Annotated in this window: 10 protein-coding genes; 9 read left to right on the top strand and 1 reads right to left on the bottom strand. The window is 64.6% G+C overall.

The genetic code is table 11. The features are described 5' to 3' along the window. Window positions 1-172: 172 nt before the first annotated feature. The 8 genes from mads1 to mads8 are packed head-to-tail and all read left to right on the top strand — an operon-like array spanning window position 173 to window position 17206. Window positions 173-388: a methylation-associated defense system helix-turn-helix domain-containing protein MAD1 gene (mads1, locus tag JMV16_RS05055; protein ID WP_201493193.1), complete on the top strand. Its 216-nt coding sequence runs from the start codon at window positions 173-175 to the stop codon at window positions 386-388. Continuing rightward, window positions 354-2423 carry a methylation-associated defense system DNA methyltransferase MAD2 gene (gene mads2 / locus JMV16_RS05050; RefSeq protein ID WP_201493095.1) on the top strand — a complete coding sequence of 690 codons (2070 nt, stop codon included), beginning with the start codon at window positions 354-356 and terminating at the stop codon, window positions 2421-2423. Before mads1 ends, mads2 begins: the two co-directional genes overlap by 35 nt. After that, window positions 2420-3781, top strand: coding sequence for a methylation-associated defense system AAA family ATPase MAD3 (mads3, locus tag JMV16_RS05045; RefSeq protein WP_201493094.1), 1362 nt, complete (start codon window positions 2420-2422; stop codon window positions 3779-3781). Before mads2 ends, mads3 begins: the two co-directional genes overlap by 4 nt. Continuing rightward, window positions 3778-4422, top strand: a complete 645-nt coding sequence (mads4, locus tag JMV16_RS05040; RefSeq protein ID WP_201493093.1) for a methylation-associated defense system protein MAD4 — start codon at window positions 3778-3780, stop codon at window positions 4420-4422. The genes mads3 and mads4 overlap by 4 nt, the downstream gene beginning before the upstream one ends. Continuing rightward, window positions 4419-5819, top strand: a complete 1401-nt coding sequence (mads5, locus tag JMV16_RS05035) for a methylation-associated defense system restriction endonuclease subunit S MAD5 (RefSeq protein WP_201493092.1) — start codon at window positions 4419-4421, stop codon at window positions 5817-5819. Before mads4 ends, mads5 begins: the two co-directional genes overlap by 4 nt. Window position 5820: 1 nt before the next feature. After that, window positions 5821-9984, top strand: a complete 4164-nt coding sequence (gene mads6, locus JMV16_RS05030; RefSeq protein WP_201493091.1) for a methylation-associated defense system protein kinase MAD6 — start codon at window positions 5821-5823, stop codon at window positions 9982-9984. Continuing rightward, window positions 9984-11657 carry a methylation-associated defense system protein MAD7 gene (gene mads7, locus JMV16_RS05025; RefSeq protein WP_201493090.1) on the top strand — a complete coding sequence of 558 codons (1674 nt, stop codon included), beginning with the start codon at window positions 9984-9986 and terminating at the stop codon, window positions 11655-11657. Before mads6 ends, mads7 begins: the two co-directional genes overlap by 1 nt. Next, window positions 11654-17206, top strand: coding sequence for a methylation-associated defense system ATP-binding protein MAD8 (mads8, locus tag JMV16_RS05020; protein WP_201493089.1), 5553 nt, complete (start codon window positions 11654-11656; stop codon window positions 17204-17206). Before mads7 ends, mads8 begins: the two co-directional genes overlap by 4 nt. Before the next feature lie 137 nt (window positions 17207-17343). Here mads8 and JMV16_RS05015 read toward each other — a convergent pair whose 3' ends face one another. Continuing rightward, window positions 17344-18897, bottom strand: coding sequence for a methyl-accepting chemotaxis protein (locus tag JMV16_RS05015; protein ID WP_236580364.1), 1554 nt, complete (start codon window positions 18895-18897; stop codon window positions 17344-17346). Between the two features lie 272 nt (window positions 18898-19169). Here JMV16_RS05015 and JMV16_RS05010 point away from each other — a divergent pair, with 272 nt between their 5' ends. Continuing rightward, a complete protein-coding gene (locus JMV16_RS05010) occupies window positions 19170-20567 on the top strand; it encodes a caspase family protein (protein WP_201493088.1) in 1398 nt (465 codons plus the stop codon). Window positions 20568-20671 lie beyond the last annotated feature (104 nt).

Here is a 20671-nt window from a genome sequence, read left to right as displayed (position 1 = left end):
CCTCGCGCCGCGCTATCGCTTTGGTCGTCGTCGCCAGCAGCATGGCGAGCAAATCCGACAGAAGCAGATTCAACCGGCCCAAACCCAGCTTCACCCTATCCAACCCTATTTGATTGACCTAGACTCTGCGCAACTGCCGCCGAACGGGCGATCAAACCACCTGGACGAAGTCATGGACGACCGCTGGCTATCCGTCGATGAAATCGCCGACTACCTCGGCGTGGCCAAAGACACGATCTACACCTGGGTGACCTCCAAGGGCATGCCGGGGCACAAGGTCGGGCGCTTCTGGAAGTTCAAGAAGGAAGACGTGGACGCCTGGGTGCGCGAGGGCGGCGCCGCTGCCAGCAGCGATGACTTTGACGACCGGGAGCCGCGCAATGCCTAAGCAGCGCTCCGCACAGGACAACAACGACATGAGCGACCCTGACCAAGAAACCCCGGCGCCCGAGAGCGCGCTCGAAGAGGGCAAGGTCTTTGACTACATCACCGGCAACCCGGTGAAGGACAGCGACAAGGAGCAAGTGCGCCAGCGCATCGCGCGCGCCATCATCCATGAGTACGGCATTGCCGCCGAAGACATGCAGCCCGACTTCAAGGTCAAGGCGGATGGCAAGAATCGCAAGCTCGATATCGCCATCTTCAAGCCCGGCACGGCACATACCGCAGACAACCTTTACCGGGCCGTGGTTGTAGAAAAGGAACCCAGGCTCGGCACCAAAGGCGCGTACCGCATGCGCGACCCCGACGAAGCCCGCAAAGAGTTCGATGTGCTGGAAGCCGTGATGGCCGAAGTCGAGAGCTGCGAATACGGCTTGTGGACCAACGGCCTGGAGTTCTTCTTCTTCAAGAAGGCGGTCACCCGCTTCGATACCAAGTTCAAGCCCATCGGCGACTGGCCTTTGGGTGACGACAGCTTCAGCGTCGAAGGCCGCTCGATGGGGCGCCTGCGTCGTGCCGATCCGGTGATGTTGCGCACCGCGTTCCGCCGCTGCCACAACTACATCCACGGCAACGAAGGCATGCCCAAGGACGCTGCCTTCTGGCAGTTTCTGTACCTCATCTTCTGCAAGATGCATGACGAACAGCAGCCCAACGACGCGCGTCGCTTCTGGGTGGGGCCGTTCGAGCCGTTCGAGGCCGCCGGCCGCGAGCAGATCCGCCTTCGCATCAAGCCGCTCTTCGAGGCGGTGAAGAAGAAGTACGGCGGCCTCTTCAAGGGCAACGAAGAAATCACCCTGTCCGACCGGGCCCTGGCCTTCATCGTCTCGGAACTGGCCCGCTACGACTTCGGCCGCACCGACGTGGATGCCAAAGGCACGGCCTACCAGGAGATAGTGGGTACCAACCTGCGCGGAGATCGCGGCCAGTACTTCACGCCGCGCGGTGCCATCAGCCTGGTGGTCAAGATGCTGGCCCCCAAAGAGCACGAGCGGGTGCTGGATTCGTCCTGCGGCACGGGCGGCTTCCTGGTCGAAACCCTGAACTACCTGAACAAGGTCTTTCACGAAGAAAAGCGCATCAAGGCTGGCGACGAGAACACCGAGGAGTTCGTCTCCATCCGTGACCGGCTCGCCAACTACGCGGCCAAGAACCTGTTCGGCGCCGACTTCGATCCCTTCCTCGTGAAGGCCGCGCAGATGAACGTGATGATGGCGGGCAATTCGCTCGGTCAGCTGTATCACATGAACTCGCTGGAATTCCCGCGCGGTGACCTGCCCGGCGTGGCCCCGGCCAAGCTCAGCATACCGCTGGGCAGCATCGATGTCTTGATGACCAACCCACCGTTCGGCTCGGACATCCCGGTCACCGAGAAAACCATCCTGGAACAGTACGAGCTGGCACGCCGCTGGGAGCGGCAGGGCGATGGCTTCGTGATGACCCATGCCCTCAAGCCGGCGGTCTCGCCGGAAGTTCTGTTCGTCGAACGGTGCGTGAAATGGCTCAAGCCGGGCGGCCGGGCGGGCATCGTCTTGCCCGATGGCATCCTGGGCAACCCCGGCGACGAGTACATCCGCTACTGGATTCTTCGCCACTGCTGGGTGCTGGCCAGCATCGACCTGCCGGTGGAGTCCTTCATCGTCGAGGCCAACGTCAACATCCTCACCAGCCTGCTCTTCCTCAAGCGCAAGCCTGCCGAGGTGATTCAGGCAGAAGACCTGGGCCAGAAGAAGGATTACCCCGTGTTCATGGCGGTGGCCGAGAAGGTGGGCTTCGACCGCCGTGGCAACACGCTCTACAAGCGCCACCCGGACGGCGAAGAAATCCTCCGCGACGTGAGCCACGAGGAGAAGGTCCGCATCGGCGGCGGCCTGCAGGTGCGCACGCTGCACCGCAAGGAGCGAATCCTCGACGACGATCTGCCCGAAATCGCCAAAGCCTACGGCGAGTTCCGCGCCCAACACCCGGAGCCCGGCAAATGATCACGCGCCTCGAAGCCACGCGCTATCGCTGCTTCGAGCAGCTGGGCGTGGACATGTCCGCATTCCAGGTCATCGTCGGCGCCAACGGGTCTGGCAAGACCACCTTGATCGATTTGCCCAGCCTCTTCGGCGAACTGCTGCGCGCCGACAACATTGCCTCCGTCTTCACCTTGAAGCGGGGCAACCTGCCCGCGCGGGCGGCCGCGCTTCGCGAGCTGGTGTTTGCGGGGCGTGGTGACGATTTCTCCTTGGCACTTGAAGTCGAGCTGCCCGAGGATCTGCGCCACGCCTGGGCCGATGCCTTGCTCGCCAACATCAAGAGCAAGCGCCAGCAAGAGGTGTTTCGCAACTCACCCGCCAAATGGCCTGGTCACCTGCGCTACGAGTTGCGCCTGGAGGTCTTCAACGAGCGGGAACTCAACGTCAAGAACGAATACCTCTTCGCCTACCCGCCAGCCGCCGCACCTGATCGGTCCGTGGGCGGCCTGCTGGGCGAAGCCAACCAGGACAGGGAAGATTGGCACTTCATGCTGCGCCGCGAGTACGGCGGCCCCGCCGTTTTCGTCGACGAGGCCAAGACCGGCCTGCGCGATGCCGATCGGGAAGACAAGGTTCGCATCAAGCCGGGCCTGCTCGCCATGTCGGCCGTGAAGTACAAGCCCGACGCCTTCCCCGCCGCGGGCTGGCTCTACGAGCTGTTGACCGAGAAGGTGGTGTTTCTGGCGCCGGAGTGGGAACAGCTGCGCGCCGCCAGCGCAACGGGGCAGGAAAAGACGCTGATCGCCTCCGCCCTCAACCTGCCTTGGCTGGCCTTGAACCTCAAGCGCCAAGGCCTGCCCGACGAGGCCACGGCCGAGGAACAGAAGAGCTATCGCAGCCGCGACTTCAATGACTGGGTTGACCACGTCAAGACCGCGCTGCCGCAAGTCGAAGACATCGACATCAAGGAGCGCGAGGAAGACCATCGCGCCTATTTCAGCCTGCGCTACAGCGGCGGCTACAGCGTCACTTCCAGCGGCCTGTCGGATGGCACCTTGCGGATTCTGACCCTCACCCTGCTCGCCTACCTGCCCGATGCCCCCCGGCTGGTGGTCACCGAGGAGCCCGAGAACGGCATCCATCCCAGTGCCATCGAGGCCATCCTGCAATCTCTGGAATCGCTGTACGGCAGCCAGGTCTGGATTTCTTCCCACTCGCCCGTCGTTCTGGCAGCCAGCAAGCTTGAGCAATTGCTGTGCGCCCGGCAGACCCCCGAAAACGGCGTGGTGGTCGTGGCCGGTGAAGCGCACCCGCGCCTCAGAGACTGGCGCGGCGGCATAGACCTCGGCAGCCTGTTCGCAGCGGGGATTCTGGGATGAAGCGGGACTGCCTCTTCTTTGTTGCCGACAAGACCATGCGCGAGACCTTTCTGGGTTTCCTCGGCCGCGAGGACCGCGCGGCGCAACTGGGCTGCGGCCACTTCGCCTTTGATGCCGCGGAAGACCTTTTCTTCGCCGCGGGGCAAAACGACCCCGGCTTGAACACCCGGGCGGGGCTGCTGTTGAGCCCCTTTTTTCACAGCCACCGCAAGGCCGTCGTGGCGCTCGACTGCGACTGGGTGGGTTCCCCCGGACAGGCCCGGATCATTCAGAACGTCAGCACGCAACTGCACCAGGGCGGCTGGGCACCCGAAGACGTGATCGTCATCGCCATCGACCCGGAGCTGGAACAGTGGATCTGGCAAGACTCGCCCGTGCTGGCCGAAGAATTGCGCCTGCATGCCCCGGGTGGACTCAAGGCGACGCTGGCCCAGCGCGGCCTGTGGCCCGAAGACGCCACCAAGCCGCCGTCCCCCAAGGACTTGTTCAACCGGCTGCGGCGGGAGAACAACGTCAAGCTGTCCTCCTCCATCTTCAAGCGGATTGCGACCCGGGTGCCCGTGGCCCGGTGCGAAGACGCTGAGTTCCGCCGTCTTGTGGCGCAATTGCAGGCGTGGTTTCCGGCGGCGGTGCCGGCATGAGCTTCGTCAGTTTCAAGAACGCTCGCATCGTCCGCGCTGCCTGGCTCGGTGAAGGCGGGCGGCGGCTTGATTGCAATCCGTATATGTCGGGTGCGCTGGAGGCGAGGGAAGCACTAAAGCAACTCACATGCAAGAAGGATCGACTGAGTGACGTGACTCTAAGCATGTTTGACTCCGGCCGCGAAAGTCGAACCTGGGTAGACGATTCACGGTATGGGGTTCGTTACATGGGAAGTTCGGCTATTGGCCTATCTGACCTCTCAAGCCTGCCTCTGATCTCGAAGAAACAAGTAGCCAAAAACCCGAAGTTGCTGGTCGAAGGAGAGTGGTCATTGATCACTCGATCTGGAACCATCGGGCGCATGGCGTATGTTCGACCCGATATGGTGGGCCTTGCATGCTCCGAGGATGTATTGCGCGTTGTGCCCGACCCAGAGCGCATTCCACCGGGCTACCTGTATGCCTTCTTGTCCAGTCGCTATGGCGTGCCCTTGGTGGTCTCTGGAACCTATGGCGCCATCATTCAACACATCGAGCCTGAGCACATCGCCGATTTGCCTGTGCCGAGATTTGACCCAACGACCGAAGAAGTAATTGCGGCCAAGGTCGATGCGGCGGCACAAGTACGCACCCAGGCGGTCGAACTGTTGCACGCGGCTTCCAGTCGTCTGTACAAGAGGCTTGGCCTCAAGCAGCCAACTTCAGTCGCATTATTGCCAAAGCCAGACTTCAGCGCAGTTTCCAGCGAACTCTTTAAGGATCGAGGGGATGCGTACTACTACAGCAGCCGCAATGCGGAGTCCCGTGCCGCGTTTGATGGCGTGGCGGTAAGCCGTATGTTGAGCGGGGTAGCCGAGGTCTTCATTCCTGGCATCTTTAAGCGGCTGTATGCGTCCGACCCGCAGTTCGGTAGCCCCTACATCACGGGAGGGGACGTGTTCGAACTGGCACCCACCTCTGAAAAGTACCTGATGAAGCGCTTGGCTGCTGAATATCGCTTGCTATTGCGAAAAGGAATGATCGTTGTGCAGGAGGCCGGTCAGCTTGGTGGCTTGATCGGACGCTCGGTGATGGTTGGTGGCTATCTCGATGGGTTCTCCTGCAGCAACAACATGATTCGGATCGTCCCGGAAGACGACATCGACGGTGGCTATCTCTTCACGCTGCTCTCCGGCGAGCACGGGGTTCGGCTGCTGTCGCGAGAAGCTGCGGGCTCCAGCATTCCTCACACCGATGAGCATCGTGTCAAGCGGATTCATGTGCCGTGGCCTTCGCGGGAGGACCGAGAACACATCGGTACCCCTGCCATTCAAGCCCGCGAACTGAGGGATCAGGCCTGCGTTTGGGAGCGCGAAGCACGAGACATGCTCGAAGCAAGAATTCAGCGAGGGGAGTGAAATGGCCAAAGTGATCCCGATAGGCCAGCCGGTCAACGACGCCGAACGCACGGCGATTGCCTACCTTCGGGATCGCTTGCCAGACAGCTATGTGCTGCTGCACAACTTCGAGATCGAGCGCCAGGGCGAACGCTTCGAGATCGACATCGCGCTGCTGACGCCGCACGCGCTGTACCTCATCGACGTGAAGGGCACGCGCGGCAGCATCGATGTGTACGGCAACAAGTGGTACCCCGAGGGACGCGCGCCCTATCCGTCACCGCTGGGCAAGCTGAGCGGGCACGCCCGCACGGTGAAGGGCCTGGTGACCCAGGCCAATCCGGGGCGGCTTGAGCTGGACGGCATCTATGTGGATGCGGCCATCCTGCTGACCGCGCCCGACGCGCACCTGATCGACCGCGAGCAGCTGGACGCGGACCGCACCGTGAAGCTCAAGGATGCCGAGCGCTACTTCAAAGACGCCACCCGCATCCCGTCGCGCTTTTCCAGGAGCATCCTGCAGCAGCAGGGGTTGATCCTGCACGCCTTGAAGGTGGTCAAGCCTGCCAAGGCCGTGCAGCGCTTCGGGCACTGGGAAGTCAAGGAGAAGCTGGGCGCGGCCCAGGCCTACACCGAGTTCCGGGCCGAGAACGCCTTTGCGGGGGGCACGGCCCGCCTGCGCGTGTACCAGGCAGACCCCTACCAGCCTGAAGAGGTGCGCAAGGCCCAGGTCAATCGCATTGCCAATGCCTACCGGGCGCTGTCCAGACTGCCCCTGCACCCCAACATCGTCGCCGCACGGGATTTCTTCCCGACCGACGACGACAAGTCCTTCATCCTGATCCTGGACGATGCGCCCGGCCAGGCCCTCACCGTGCACATGGCCAGGCCGCAGCTGACGCTGACCCTGGATCAGAAGTGGCGTGTCGCCAAAGACCTGCTGGCCGCGCTGACCCATGCACACCACCACGGCGTGGTGCATCGCAATCTGGCCCCGGGCGCGATCTTGATCGGCCAGGACGGCACCACCCGCATCACGGACTTCGATTTCGCCAAGCCCAGCGCGGACCGCAGCCTCACCATCGCGGCGGACATCATTGATCTGGTCGAGCGGGCCTATGTGGCGCCCGAGGCGTTTCGCGAGCCCGGCGCAGCATCCACGGCATCGGACATTTTCTCGGCGGGCGTCATCCTCTACGAGCTGTTCACCGCGGAACGCCCCTTCGCGGGCGACCCCACCACGGTATGGGACAGGGCGGGCGAGTTCCTGAGCAAACCCTCGGCACTGCGGCCGGAACTGAATGACGCCTTCGACGCATGGCTGCAAAGCCTGTGTGCCTTTGACGAGCACCAGCGGCCACCCGCTTCGAGCGCGCTGGCCGCATTGAATGCCCTGCTGCAACCGGTGGCGCTGCCGGCGGCCGGGCCCGCCGAAGCGCCGAGGTCCGCCCCCATTGAAGCGCCGGATGATCAAGCCGACTACTTGAACCTGCCGGCCGGCTACCGGCTGACCCACAAGTTCATCGTCGAGAAGAAGCTCGGGCGCGGCAGCTTTGGCGTGGTCTACAAGGTGATCGATACCTTGGGTGATGTGGCGCGCACGGTCAAGCTCATCGTCAGCGACCGGCACTCGACCCTGGACCGCCTGAAGAAGGAGTACCGCCACCTGGCGCACATCCCGGAGCACCCGCATGTGGTGCGCGTGCTGGATGCGGATGTGATTCCGGGCCGCGACATCCCCTTCCTCGTGTTCGAGTACGTGGAGGGCTCGGACGTTGGCGACATGATTCAAGAACGCCTGCTGTCGCCCGAGGATGCGCTGGAGCTGGGCAAGCAGGTGATTGAAGGCCTGGTGCACTTGCATGCGCAGGGCTTCCATCACTGCGACATCAAGCCTCGCAACCTGCTGTGGACCCAGCGGGGGGCGAAGATCATCGACTTCAATGTCTCGGTGCGAGCCGATGACAAGGAGTCGCGCGGCGGTGGTTCTCGACGCTATCTGCCGCCGGACTTCGACCCCGAGGTCATCCCGCACAACGGCGAGCGTGCAGACCGCGATCTGTATGCCCTGGGCCTGACCTTGTACGAGGCCCTGACCTCTCGCTACCCCTGGGACACGACCGAACCGCCCATCAACAAGCCCGCGCCAGACCCGCGCGAGCTGTCGGGCTTTGCCGATCTGGCGCCAGAGCTGGTCGCCGTGGTGCTGAAAGCCATTGCTCCGCGCCGGGCCGAGCGCTATGCCAACGCCACGGACTTCCGCGACGCCCTGGTGCAGCTGCGCCATGCGCGGCGCATCCAAACGCTGAGCCTGGCGGCGGTGGCGGCCGCGGCCGGCAGCGGCCATGCCGCGTTGGCCGAATCTGCGCCCAACAGCAACGCCTTTGTCTCGCATCTGCTGACGCTATACAGCCAGAGCCGCCGTAGCAATGCCGGCACACGGGGCATGGATGCCCTGGGCTTCTCTGCCTATGTGGACACGGCACTGGATCGGGCCTTGCTGCCCGCGGTGCTGCAGGGCGAGTTTCGGTTGGTACTGATCTCGGGCAATGCCGGCGATGGCAAGACGGCCTTCCTGCAACGCCTGGAAAAGGAGGTTGAAGCCCGCGGCGGCTCGGCCCATCGCGGCCTGCCCAATGGCAGCGAACTGAGCTTGGACGGCAAGCGCTACCTGATCAACTACGACGGCAGCCAGGACGAGGGCAACAAGGACAACAACCAGGTCTTGCTGGATTTCCTGGCCCCGTTCAAGGGCAGTGATGCCCGCGCCTGGCAGCCTCGAGAGACGCGCCTGATAGCGATCAACGAAGGCCGCCTGGTGGACTTCCTGGCCGCGCACGAAGGCGAATTTCCGGCGCTGACGGCCCTGGTCAGGCGGGCGTTCTCCACCGGTGAAGCCGACGCGGGCGTGGCGGTGGTGAACCTGAACCTGCGCAGCGTCGTGGCTGACGCCGACGGCGGCTCGATTCTGGAGCGCACGCTGCAAAGCATCGTGCAAGCCAGGAACTGGACCGCCTGCGAGCGCTGCGATTTGAAGGACAGCTGCTACGCCCTGCACAACGCGCGCAGCTTCCAGGACGAGATTGCCGGCCCGCGCCTGCTGGAACGTCTCAAGACCCTGTACACCATGGCCCATCTGCGCGGGCGCCTGCACATCACGATGCGCGACCTGCGCTCGGCCCTGTCGTTCATGCTGATCGGCAATCGCGACTGCGGCGAGATTCATGCGATGTACGCGGCCGGCAAGCACGGCGACGTGGCACGCAGCTTCTACTTCAACAGCTGGATGGGCGGCGGGCAGCCCACTTCGGATCGGCTGCTCACCTTGCTGAGCGGCCTGGATGTGGGCAAGCAGGAAGACCCGCGCTTTGACCGCGGGCTGGACTTCGTGCAACCGGATGACCGCGCCCTGTTCCGCTTCGAGCGCCGGGGACAGTTCGACTTCGAGGTGTTGAAGCGCCTGTTCGGCGACTTGCCGCGTGGGCTGTCGGATTCGTCGGTGCGTCAGCGTGCGCGCAAGCACAGGGAGTACGTGGCGATGGCTCGCCGCAAACACTTCTTCGAGCGACGCGACACAAGCTGGGAGAAGATGCTGCCTTACCGCTCGGCCAAGCGCATGGTAGAGATCGTTCGGGGCGCAACGCCCATTGCCGAACTTACGCGCGAAATTCTGCACGCGATCAACCGCGGCGAAGGGCTGCAGCGACCCGAGCGCCTGGGAGCCAGCCTGGCCCTGCAATTGCGGCAGGTCGAACACGGTACGGTTCGCAGCTACCGGCTCTTTCCGGTGGAGGGTTTTGGACTGCAGGTGCAAGACTTCGCGGCCAAGGCTCGCTTCGTCGAGCATCTGCCCACCGGGCTGCTGCTGAAGTTCCAGGGCCAGGGTGCAGGCGCCATCACGAGCGAGCTGATCATCAACCTGGACGTGTTCGAAATGTTGGTGCGCCTGAATGAAGGCTACCGGCCCAGCGTCGAGGAAATGCAGGGTTTCTATCTCTGTCTTGGCGTTTTCAAGAACAGCCTCAACGCGCAGCCCTATCGTGAAATTCTGCTGACCACGACCGGGCACGATTTCTATCGCCTGGCCCGCCATGACGACGGCCGCGTGGAAATGCGTTTGCTGCAAGGGCCGGTGACGGCGACGCGCAAGAAGGAAGCCCAAGAACACGGCTCCAGGGGGAACTGATGGCATTGCAGAAGAAAGACCGGGAGTTCCGACTCCCGAAAATCAGCCATCTCGACTTCAAGACCATCGAGATGGATCGGGTGCTCACGGGCTTATTCGAGCGCCTGGAGCACGGTGGCTATCCCAGCGTGTTTCGCGACAAGCGCGAGCTGACCGTTGACAAGTTCGTGGACGACATCCTCGACGCCCGCGACAAGTTCCTGGGCTTCGCGCAGCACCGGGACATGGTGGAGCGTTGGGTGGAGACCCACCTGATGGACATCGTCAACCGGGGCAGGAAGAACGCGGCCGTGGCCGGCCCACGTCCCCTGCATGGCTACACCTACCGCTTTCGCAACCCCAAGCATTCGCGCGACTACGGCGCGGCCCAGCACCTCTACCAGATGCTGCACCACGCCCGGGGTCTTTCGGGCCACAAGGCCATCGAGCACCTGAAGGGCTTCTTCTTCGATGGCTTCGACAAGCTCACGCGCGAGTTGAACGACAAGGCATTGACGGACATCGAGACGGCCACGCTGCTGCACTTCTTGTCCCAGCGCAAGGACACGGCAGACACGCGTGCCGGAGGCGACCGCTTCGCACCGGTGTGCATCGGGTCGGCGGACCTGATGGCCGAGGACATCCAGCGACTGCTGTTCTACAAGCCCTTCATGCCGCGCTCGGTGATGGTGGAGTACCTGAAGGTGCTGCTCTCCTTCCACCTGGCGCTGTATCACTTGCGCTTGTTAAAGCTGCTGCCTGCCTGGCAGAAGCTGGAGGGTGCGAATTCGCTGTGCGCCGAGTCGGCCTGCCCGATGAAGCCGCGGCAGCCGCGTGATCCGCAGGGGGATTGCCCCTACAAGCTGGGCCTGTTTGTCGATCTCTCCGGCAGCGCGGATTCGGCAACGGCGACGCTCGCCGAGCGCAGTGCCGATGGGTATTACCGGCACATCCCAAGCTTTGTCCGCGCCTACTTCATGGCCAAGAAGCTCGACGAGTTCTCCGAGCATCTGGTCCGGCGCGGCAAGCTGATTCGCCCCTTGAACACGGTGTTCTCGGTTGGCGAGCTGTACGGGCTGCAAGGCGTGCCTTTCGCGGAGGAGCGCGACAAGTTCTTCGGTGAGCGCCTGGCCGGGCTTCTGGAGTCCCTGTCGGAGGGTGATGCGGGATTGGATGGCGAGGTCGAGGCCATCACCAGAATGGGGCTTTCGGATTTCGAAACCTACATCGAGATTCTGTTGGCCATTCGCGGCGCCTTTCACCGGAAGTACATCATCGAGTCGCTGGATGCGACGATGCTGAAGAACAAGTCGGGTGCGCTGCTTGCGCAAACCCGCGCACGCAACGCGCCACGACGCTTCACGCTCGAAAGCCGCTTGCTGGAGGTGCTTCTCCAGATCGCGGTCTTGCGGCCGGGAGGGGAGCAAGGCTACTTCACGGGTGAAATGCGGATCGATGATCTGCTGCGCTTCCTGCGCGAGCGCTACGGCCTGTGCATCGATCAACTGCCGCCCGGCGAAGGCTTCGCCACGCCCACCATCGACGAGCGCAAGGCCTTGCGGAGCAACGTGCAAGCCTTCACGGGGCGCCTGCGTGAAATCGGCTTCTATCGAGACCTGTCCGACGCCTATGTGACGCAAACGGTGGTGCCGCGCTACACGATTGCAGAACGGGCGGAAGGAGCGCGCACATGAGCCAGGGACTGCGTGAACTCACCAGCCAGGAACTGAACGCCGCACTTGAATCGGTGCTGCTGCCCAAGCTGTCCAGGCTTCTGGCGGCCCGAGACCTCGGGCATTGCATGCGCGTCACCGATTTGGATCGTGAGCTGATGATTCGCTTGGCAGGCGGCCTCCGTGCGGCCGTTCCCTCAGCCAACGTGGTGGTTCTGGCAGACGACAGCCTCCGTGCAATGGCACCAGAGCTGGCCGTCAGCAGCACCAAGCTGGTGGAGCTGCGAAACCCCCTGCCCGATGACGAGCTGCGACCACCGTTGATGGTGTTCGTACCCAACGATCTGCGTGCCTCGGCAGAAGACTCCTTTGGCGTAGCGACGTTTGAAGAGGTGTCGATCGAGGGCGCCTACACCGAGCTGAATGCTCAGCTGGTGACGCAGGTTCCGGTCCATCTCCGTGTGGCCGTCGAGGCCTGCTTGGGTGAACTGCGCCGAAGCGAGGCCCGCTGGCAGTTTGCCGGCGATGCGGCAGTGGCCCGGTATCTGCTCACCTGCCAGGTCAACGACTTTGATCAGGATGCCATGGGCGCGGCGCTTTTCGAGCTGGCTCTGGTGCCCGATTTCGAGCTGTTTCAACAGGCCGAGCGCGCGCCTGCACGGATCTCACGCAACCGCGAGTGTGTGGAGCGCGTCACCTGGTCCAACAAGACCGAGCGCGTGCGCGCCCTGGACTTGGGCCTGCTTGACCCCGTGTTCTGCCGGCAGCTGGGTGAGTTCTTTTCGCGCGTCGGTGTTGCCAACCCAAAGGATTGGACTTCGCTGATCGTCCGCGACCGCTTGCATTGGCCTCTGGCTTTCAACAAATGGCTGTTTGAGGACGGGGGCGTCAACCCGGACGCGATCTTTATTGGTGATGTCGTCCTGCCCGACTTGCCGGTGGTGAAGGCTGACAACCAAGACCCTCGTCTGGCCGAGTTGATGGGTCACAGGGTGTTGCCCATCTCGAAGACCGGACTGAAGAAGTTCAGTGTCGCGTTCCGGGTCGATCCCGTGCCATCGAAGGTGGAGGGCTTGTCCCGCTTCGTGGCGGAGGTTGTTTCGCGCGACAACGGTCCAACCGGATTGCGTCGACGCAAAGCGGCATGGACCAAGGGCACGGATTCGGGTGTGATCTCCTTTCCGTCAATTGGCAAGATCGACTGGGAGGAAGGCTGGCACTTCGTGCGTGTGTATGCGGAAGCCGAAGACGGAGACCGCATTCCGCTCGCTGACGGCGAAGGCAACCCTGTTCGCTTCAACGGCGATGCGTCGGAGACGCATGTCAATGCCAACGAGAGCGACCTCTTCTACGTCGTCACCGACGACGAGGTGGAGGTGGAGCCTCCTCAGCGTGCGGTGCCGCGAGAGCCCAGCCTGATGCATGCGTTGCTGCGCGCGCGTTTCGCGGCGGTGACTCAGGATCGTGACCCCAGTTCCGTCACGATCACGGGGTGTGCGTGGGTGGAGCGAAGCAGCAAGGCCGCGACCAGCGGCGAAACGCTGGAGATTCGGCTAGGCAAGGAGGGAAAGGCGAACGTCTTGGTGTCTGGTGTATTGGCCAGCCTGGAACGTGCGTTTCTTGAGGATCCGGATGGCCTCAACCGATTGCGGCTTTCGGTCAGCGCCTCCGGTGTTGCCACGCGCGCCACGACAAGCTTCAAATGGCCCGCCTCGGACGAGGTGACGCGATTCAGAGAAGCTCGGGCCACGCTCTTTGGCGCCATCCTGCAAGGGGATCAGCGATTGATCATGCAGGCGAGCGATCTTCTGCACCTGCAGGAGCCGGCTCAAAACTATGCCGCCGCCTATCTGGCCTGGATTGATGCCGTTCTGGCCCGGTCCGGTTCAACCGACGCCGCGGTCGCGCGCCAGGCACTGGATGAGGCGCGCTGCGCACTCACCATCGATTCGGTGGCCCTGGTGTTGGAGGACTATCAAGGCAGGCGGCGAGACGTCGTGCTTCTCGGCCCGACGCATCCTCTGCGCGCGAACTGGCATGTCGCCTGGAGCCAGCTCGGACAGACCTGGGTAGAGCGAAGTCGGTCGAGCAGTCGTGAGTTCGTGGTCCCGACCCGCGACGCGGTGATCAAGCAGCTTGCGCCGGCCGCTTTTCCTCCGGTGCTTCCGTTCGGCGAGGAATTGGGTCGCACGGCGCTGGCCGTGGACAGCATCAGCCCGTTCTGGTCACTGTATGCCGCAACCGACGAGAAGGATCCCCGGGGTCTGATTGGGGAGGTGTGTGCAGCGCTCGGTTTGCCCGAGCCTGCCATCGGGGGGGCGACCATCGACAGCGCCTATCTAGCGGCGAGGGTACAGCGCTATCTGATTCAGCACCCCTATGTCGAAACCCTGACGATCAACGCTTTCAACGCTGGTCGAGCAGCCGCCCTGGCCGAGATACTGCTGACACTGCAGCGTCACCCCGAGTTTGCTGATCTTCGCTACGACATCAGGCTGTTCGTCCTCGATCCGGCGGCCCCATCGACTGGGGACGCTTTGCTGGAGTTACTGGCCCCGGACTCCGGAACCAGCGCGAAGGAAGCGGATGCATTTTCAACGCCAACGGACAGCCATCTGCGCCCTAAGCTGCGCTTGGCTGTCCGCGCGATCAAGGAGTTCCGAGACGAACCGGACTCGCATGCAGCACATCTGTCCTTCCTGTTTGACTTGTTTCCCGCCGAGGAGATTCGCGCCGTAGACGTCCACGACTCGGATGATTCCTCCTTTGTCCATGGCCTGGTTCAGCCCTTCGAAGTGGACTATCGGGAGGACGAGCAATCCATTACCTGGCTTCGGCGCCCACTGCATGGCGCCCCGCAGCCGATTGAGGGAGCCGAGGCGTTGTCTGATCTGATGGGGGGCATCTCACGCGCAGTATCGGTTGCCGTGGCGACCGTCGCACGCAGCCAGTACTTGCCCCATGCGCGGCCCGTGGTGGCATTGAGCCTGTCGGCCGACGAGCGTGCGATGCTCCATCAGGTACACGAGGTGAGCGATTGGGTGCTCACGATTGACCGGAACCTTGGCATCGAGTTCTTTGATCACCGCCGGCACTCCACGCGCCCAGACTATCTGATCGACCACTCTCCTGACATGGCGAATGCGATGAGCCATCGCTTGGCCATCACTTCGCGCTCGGTCGCCGAGCTGGAGTCACTGTTGGTGCCCATTCTGGGCGAGTATGGCCTGCCAAGTACAAGTCGGCACGCCTTGGTGATGCTGGATCAGTTGCGCTCGCTGTCGGGCCGCTTGGCCCTGAAGTTGTTGTCCTCGTCGACGCAAAGAGCCGAGGCGATGGGGCTTGCCCTTTCCCGCTTGTTCCTCGAGCATCAAGGCGTTTTCCAGAATCAGGTCGTGGTGCCCTTGGACGCGCATCTGGAGTTGTACAAGGCCCTCAGGCAGAACGCGGCAGAGATGGGGGATGAGGTCAACTTCAGGCGCACCGATCTTGCCCTGTTCGATCTTGACCCGGCCAGCCGCGAAGTGACTTGCAGGTTGGTTGAGGTCAAGTGCTACAGCCAAGTGGGCGATGTGGCGGCCTACGGCCAATTGAAGGCGTCGATTGCCGAGCAAATCACGCAGACGGAGCAAGTCCTCTCCTACCACTTCGACCCTAAGCGCGCTGAGGTGGATCGTCCGGATCGACCGATCAAGAACCGTGACCTCGCAGCATTGCTGGGTTTCTACTTGGATCGATCAGAGCGGTATGGCGTCGTTTTGCCCGAAGCTGCAGAGGAAGCGCACTACTTCTTGCGCCGCCTGGACCAGCGACCTTACACGCTGAAGTTCACGCGCAGCGCCGTGGTATTTGACTTCAGCAAACCAGGTACCGAGCCGGCCGAGCACGAGAACGGCATCGAGTTTTACCGAATCGGCAGTGACCTCATTCGGCAGCTGGTCGAGTCGGCAGTGACCGATTCCGAGACCATCGCCAACTTGCTGACGTCCCGGCCTGCAGATGTGGCGCGGGAAGTCACCCAGGAACTGCTGCGCCGCAGAGAGTTGGCACCAGCCGTGCCGACATTTGAAACCGCGGCGTTTCTGAGTCGACCCCGTGATCGCACTTTGGCATGGGAAGACAGCCCACGTGAGACCTATCGGCCGCCCGAGACCATCCCCGCGCCGAAGGCGCGCGAGCCCCGGCCTTTGTCAACGTTGACCCCTGCAGCGATCACACCTGCCCAAGCATTGATCGCAACTCCGGAACCAACGCCACCCGCTGCGGACGATCAGAACCTAACTCTGGTGCCAGAGTTCGAGGCGGTGGTGTCAGCGGCAGGCCCAACCATTGCCCCTCGAGCTTCGGCTGGCCACTCTCCCGAGACCCAGGTTGCCTACGACATCATGCTCGGCGCCACCGGGACAACGCCTCAGTACGGCTTGCTGGGCGAGGTGTCCGGGCGCAAGGTTGCGCTCGACCTCAATCAGACCCACACCATCAGTCTGTTCGGCGTTCAGGGGGGCGGAAAGAGCTACACGTTGGGCAGCGTCGCGGAGATGGCCTCGTTGGCAATCCCTGGCATCAACTGCCTGCCCGAGCCGCTGTCCACGGTGATCTTCCACTACAGCCCGACCATGGACTACAAGCCCGAGTTCACGTCGATGGTGGACGCGAACAGTGTTGAAGATCAGGTTCGGGCGCTGAAGGAAGCGTATGGCGCGGAGCCGAAGGCGCTCGACGATGTCTTGTTGCTCGTGCCCGCGGACAAGATAGAGGAGCGGCAGGCGGAGTACCCGGATATCGAAGTGCTGCCCTTGCAATTCTCGGCCTCGGAACTGAAGGCATCGCACTGGAAATTCCTGATGGGAGCCGTAGGCAATCAAGCCACCTACATCCGCCAGATCATGCGCATCATGAAAGCCATGCGCGACGACATTTCTCTTGAAGGACTCCGCGCAGGTGTCGAGGCGTCGTCGATACCAGAGCATTTGAAGGAATTGGCTCGCATGCGCCTGGAGTTGGCGGCCGACTACATCAATGATTCGGCTTCGCTCACCGAAGTCGTCAAGCCCGGGCGATTGATCATCGTCGACCTTCGGGATGAGTACATCGAGAAGGATCAGGCTCTAGGGCTCTTCGTCGTGCTCCTGCAGCTCTTTGCTGATGCACGGATCGATGGACGCAACTTCAACAAACTGGTGGTGTTCGACGAGGCCCATAAGTACATCGAAAGCCCGGATCTGGTCGCCGGGCTGATCGAAGTGGTTCGAGAGATGCGGCACAAGGGCGTCAGCATCATGGTGGCCAGCCAAGACCCGCCGTCCGTGCCGGTCAGCCTGATCGAACTGTCCAGCCAGATCATCCTGCACAAGTTCAACTCGCCCGCTTGGCTGAAGCACATTCAGAAGGCCAACGCCGCGCTGGGCAATCTGACGCCTGAGCGCATGGCCTTGCTGAAGGCGGGTGAGGCCTACGTCTGGTCAAGCAAGGCGACGGACGAGTCCTTCTCGAAGGGTGCCGTCAAACTGCGCTGCAGGCCTCGCGTCACGCAGCATGGTGGGGCGACCCGGGTTGCGGTCAAGGCGTGATTGGGTCGTCCACTGAAGAGTGGCGTCGTCGCGGCCGGGAACCGCCAGCGTGCCCCCTGAAGGGATTCAGTTCCTGGCAGGCTTCGAGTCACTTCGCAGCGTCGATCAAACCGCCGCCAAGCCCACACCCCACGCCCCTACCTCCCCCCCACGCTGAACACCGCCACCGAGCGCACCAGCTCGTCGGCGCGGCCCTTGAGGCCGTGCGCCGCGTCGGCCATGTTCTCCACCAGGCGCGCGTTCTGCTGCGTCATGCCGTCCATCAGCGTCACCGCTTCGCCGAGCTGGGCCACGTCCTCGCTCTGGCGCTGGCTGGCGCTGCTGATGGTGCCCATCAGCACCGTCACCTCGCGGATGCTGGCGACGATCTGGCTCATGGTGGAGCCGGCGCGGTCGACCAGTTCGCTGCCGCTCTCCACCCGCTCGACGCTGGCCGAGATCAGCGTCTTGATCTCCTGCGCAGCCTGGGCCGCGCGCCCGGCCAGCAGGCGCACCTCGCCGGCAACCACCGCGAAGCCGCGGCCCTGTTCGCCGGCGCGTGCCGCCTCCACCGCCGCGTTGAGCGCCAGGATATTGGTCTGGAAGGCGATGCCGTCGATGACCTGGATGATGTCGGCGATGCGGCGCGAGGCGTCGTGGATGCCCTTCATCGTGTCGACCACCTGGGCCACCACCTCGCCGCCCTTGGCCGCGATGTCCGATGAGGCGATGGACAGCCGGTTGGCCTGGTTGGCGCTGTCGGCGTTCTGGCGGATGCGCTGGCCCAGGTCCAGCACCGCGGCCGAGGTCTGTTCCAGCGACGCGGCCTGGCTGTCGGTGCGGCTGGAGAGGTCGACGTCGCCGCGCTCGATGGCGGCGCTGGAATCGGCCACGCCATTGGCCGCGCCGCGCACGCGCAGCACCACCTCGGCCAATTGCTGCTGCATGTCGCGCAGGGCCTGCAGCAGCCTGGCGGTCTCGTTGCGGCCCTCGCAGGCGATGGCCACGCCCAGGTCGCCGGCGGCCACGCGGCGCGCGATGCCCACCGCCTGCTCCAGAGGCCGCGTGATCGAGGGCACGATCAGGCTGCCCAGCAACACCGCCAGCAGCACCGAGACCGCGCCGGCGATGGCCATGCCGACGTTCATGCGCCACGCCACCGCCACGCCCGCGGCGGCCACCGAGCTGGCCTGCGCCACCTGCTGCTGGCGAAAGCGGTCCAGCCGCTGGCCCAGCGTCGCGCTGTCCTGGTCGAAGCCGGCTTGGCCGTCGCTGCCCTTCATCAGCCGATTGCCCGCCTCCATGCCCTGCTCGATGTAGGCCGCGGCCATGGCCTCTCCGGTGGCCACCAGGCGCTTGAAGTCGCGCTCCAGCAGGTCCAGCTCCTGCAGCTGGCTCGGGTCGCCGTGGTAGAGCTGGCGAAACTTCTGCAGGCCGGCCATGAAGGTGTCGGCGGCGGCGCGGGCGTCCTTGTAGCCGGCCGGATCGTGGGTGGCCGAGACGTCGGTGAGGAACTGCTGCACGTCGGCGCGCGCCAGGTTCATCTCGTCGGCCACCAGCACGAAGGGCAGTCTCACCTCGTTCATCTCGCTGACCTGGCGCGACATGCCCGACAGCAGCACGCCCAGCGCGAGCAGGGTGATGCCGAAGATGCCGGTCAGGCAGGCGAAGGCGAGGCCGATCTGGGCCTTGATGCTGAGATTCCTGGTCACGCGCAGAACTCCTTCGGTCGGCAGGCACGGCCGCCCTCGCGCCGCACACCGGTTGCCGCCCACCCGGAAAGACATCGGCGGTCCGGGCCCGAACTTGAGCGCGGCGCCACCCCGGCCGCCCGCCGGGCGCCCTGGCCGCAGCGGTGCGGCATCCATGCCAACTGCTTGGCACAGGCGCAGCGGGCCGATGCCGCCGGAGGCCATGCCTTCTGCCACAGTCGGCCGGGCCGCCTGGCGCGCTGCGCGCCGGGTGCCGACGAGATCCCACCGCCATGACCACCGCCATCCGCCCCTTCTGCACCCGCCTCGCCTTCTGTGTGCTGCTGCTGCTGCCGGCCGTGCCGGCTTCGGCGCAGGAGGGCTCCGCGCCCGTCGTGCCGGCGCCCGAGCTGAAGCTGCCCGAGGCCAAGGATATGAAGCTGCAGGTGCCGCGTGCGGTGCGCGCCATCGACGCCGCGCTGGGCCAGGGCCGGCAGCGCCTGGCCCTGGTGGTGGGCATCGCCCGCAACGGCCCGCGGCTGGCCGTGGACAGCGCGCCGCGCGACGTCCGGGCGCTGGCGGCGGCGCTGCGCGCTGGCGGCTTCGTCGTGATGCTGCGCGAGGACGCCACTGCCGGCGAGCTGCGCGAGGCGCTGCGGGAGTTTCGCGAGCGCCTGCAGCCAGGCGGCCTCGGCTTCGCCTATTTCACCGGCCTGGGCGCCCAGGTGAACGGCCGCAACCTGCTGCTGGCGCGTGACACCGTGCTCGAAGGCCCGGGCCTGGAGGCACGCCTGGCGGCCCAGACCGTGCCACTGCAGGAGCTGGTGGACGCCCTCATCGGCACCGCCGACAGCCCGCGCCTGCTGGTCGTCGACGCCGCCTACCGCCACCCGGCGCTGGCCGCGCTGTCCCAGCCCGGCCTGGCCGAGCAGCGCCTGCCGCCGGGCATGATGGCCCTCTTCGGCCTCGGCCTGGGCGCGCTGCAGGACGTGCCGGCGGCCGCGCCCCTGCCCGAGCCGGCGCCCGCCGATCCGCGCGAGATCGCCGCCTCGCGCTTTGCGCGCGTGCTGGCCGGCACCTTGATCAAGCCGCGCATCACCGGCGCCGAAGCGCTGCGCGAGGCGCGCCGCGTCATCTTCGACGCCACGCTGGGCCTGGCTGCGCCCTGGGTCGGCGGCGACACCGACAACCGCGAGGAATTCGCCGAGCTGAAGCTGCTCGACGCCATGCTGCCCACCACGCCCGAGGAATACGCCCGCGAAGGCCTGAAGCAGGCGCTGCGCGCCGCCACCCGGCCGTCGCGCGTGGGCGAGCAGGCCGTGGGCGAGGTGCTGCAGCAGATGCCGCCGCCGGCCTCCGGCTCGCGCAGCGAGGCGCCACCCACGTCGGATGCGCCCCGTTCGACCGTGCCCGAGGCCCCCAATGTCCCCGGCAGCCCGGCCCTGGGCAGCGTGGCCAGCGCCGCAGGGACGGTGGCTGCCGTGGCAGGCACGGCCGCCGCGGTGGCGGCCGGCGTCAAGGCGGCCGAGGCCGCGGCGGCGGTCTCGGTGGCCGGCGCCGCGGTCAGCACCACCGGCACGCTGGCCGGCCAGGCGGTGGCGATGGCGACGCGCCTGGGCTCGGGCGGCGCCTCGGAAGAGCCGGCGCGGCAAGCGCGTCAACAGGCGGCAGATCGGAAGAGCGTCCGGTAGGGGAAGAGTGTAGCTCTCGGTGGGCTCCGTATCGTGAAAAAAAAAGCAGTGACGTAGGGAGAAGAGTGTGCTGGAGAGTAGGAGCATTGGGTGGCAAGCAGTGG

The organism is Rubrivivax sp. A210, from assembly GCF_904426505.1.
Lineage (GTDB): Bacteria > Pseudomonadota > Gammaproteobacteria > Burkholderiales > Burkholderiaceae_C > Rubrivivax.
Note: the sequence above shows the minus strand (reverse complement) of the source record. Positions and strands in the feature narration are given on the sequence as shown.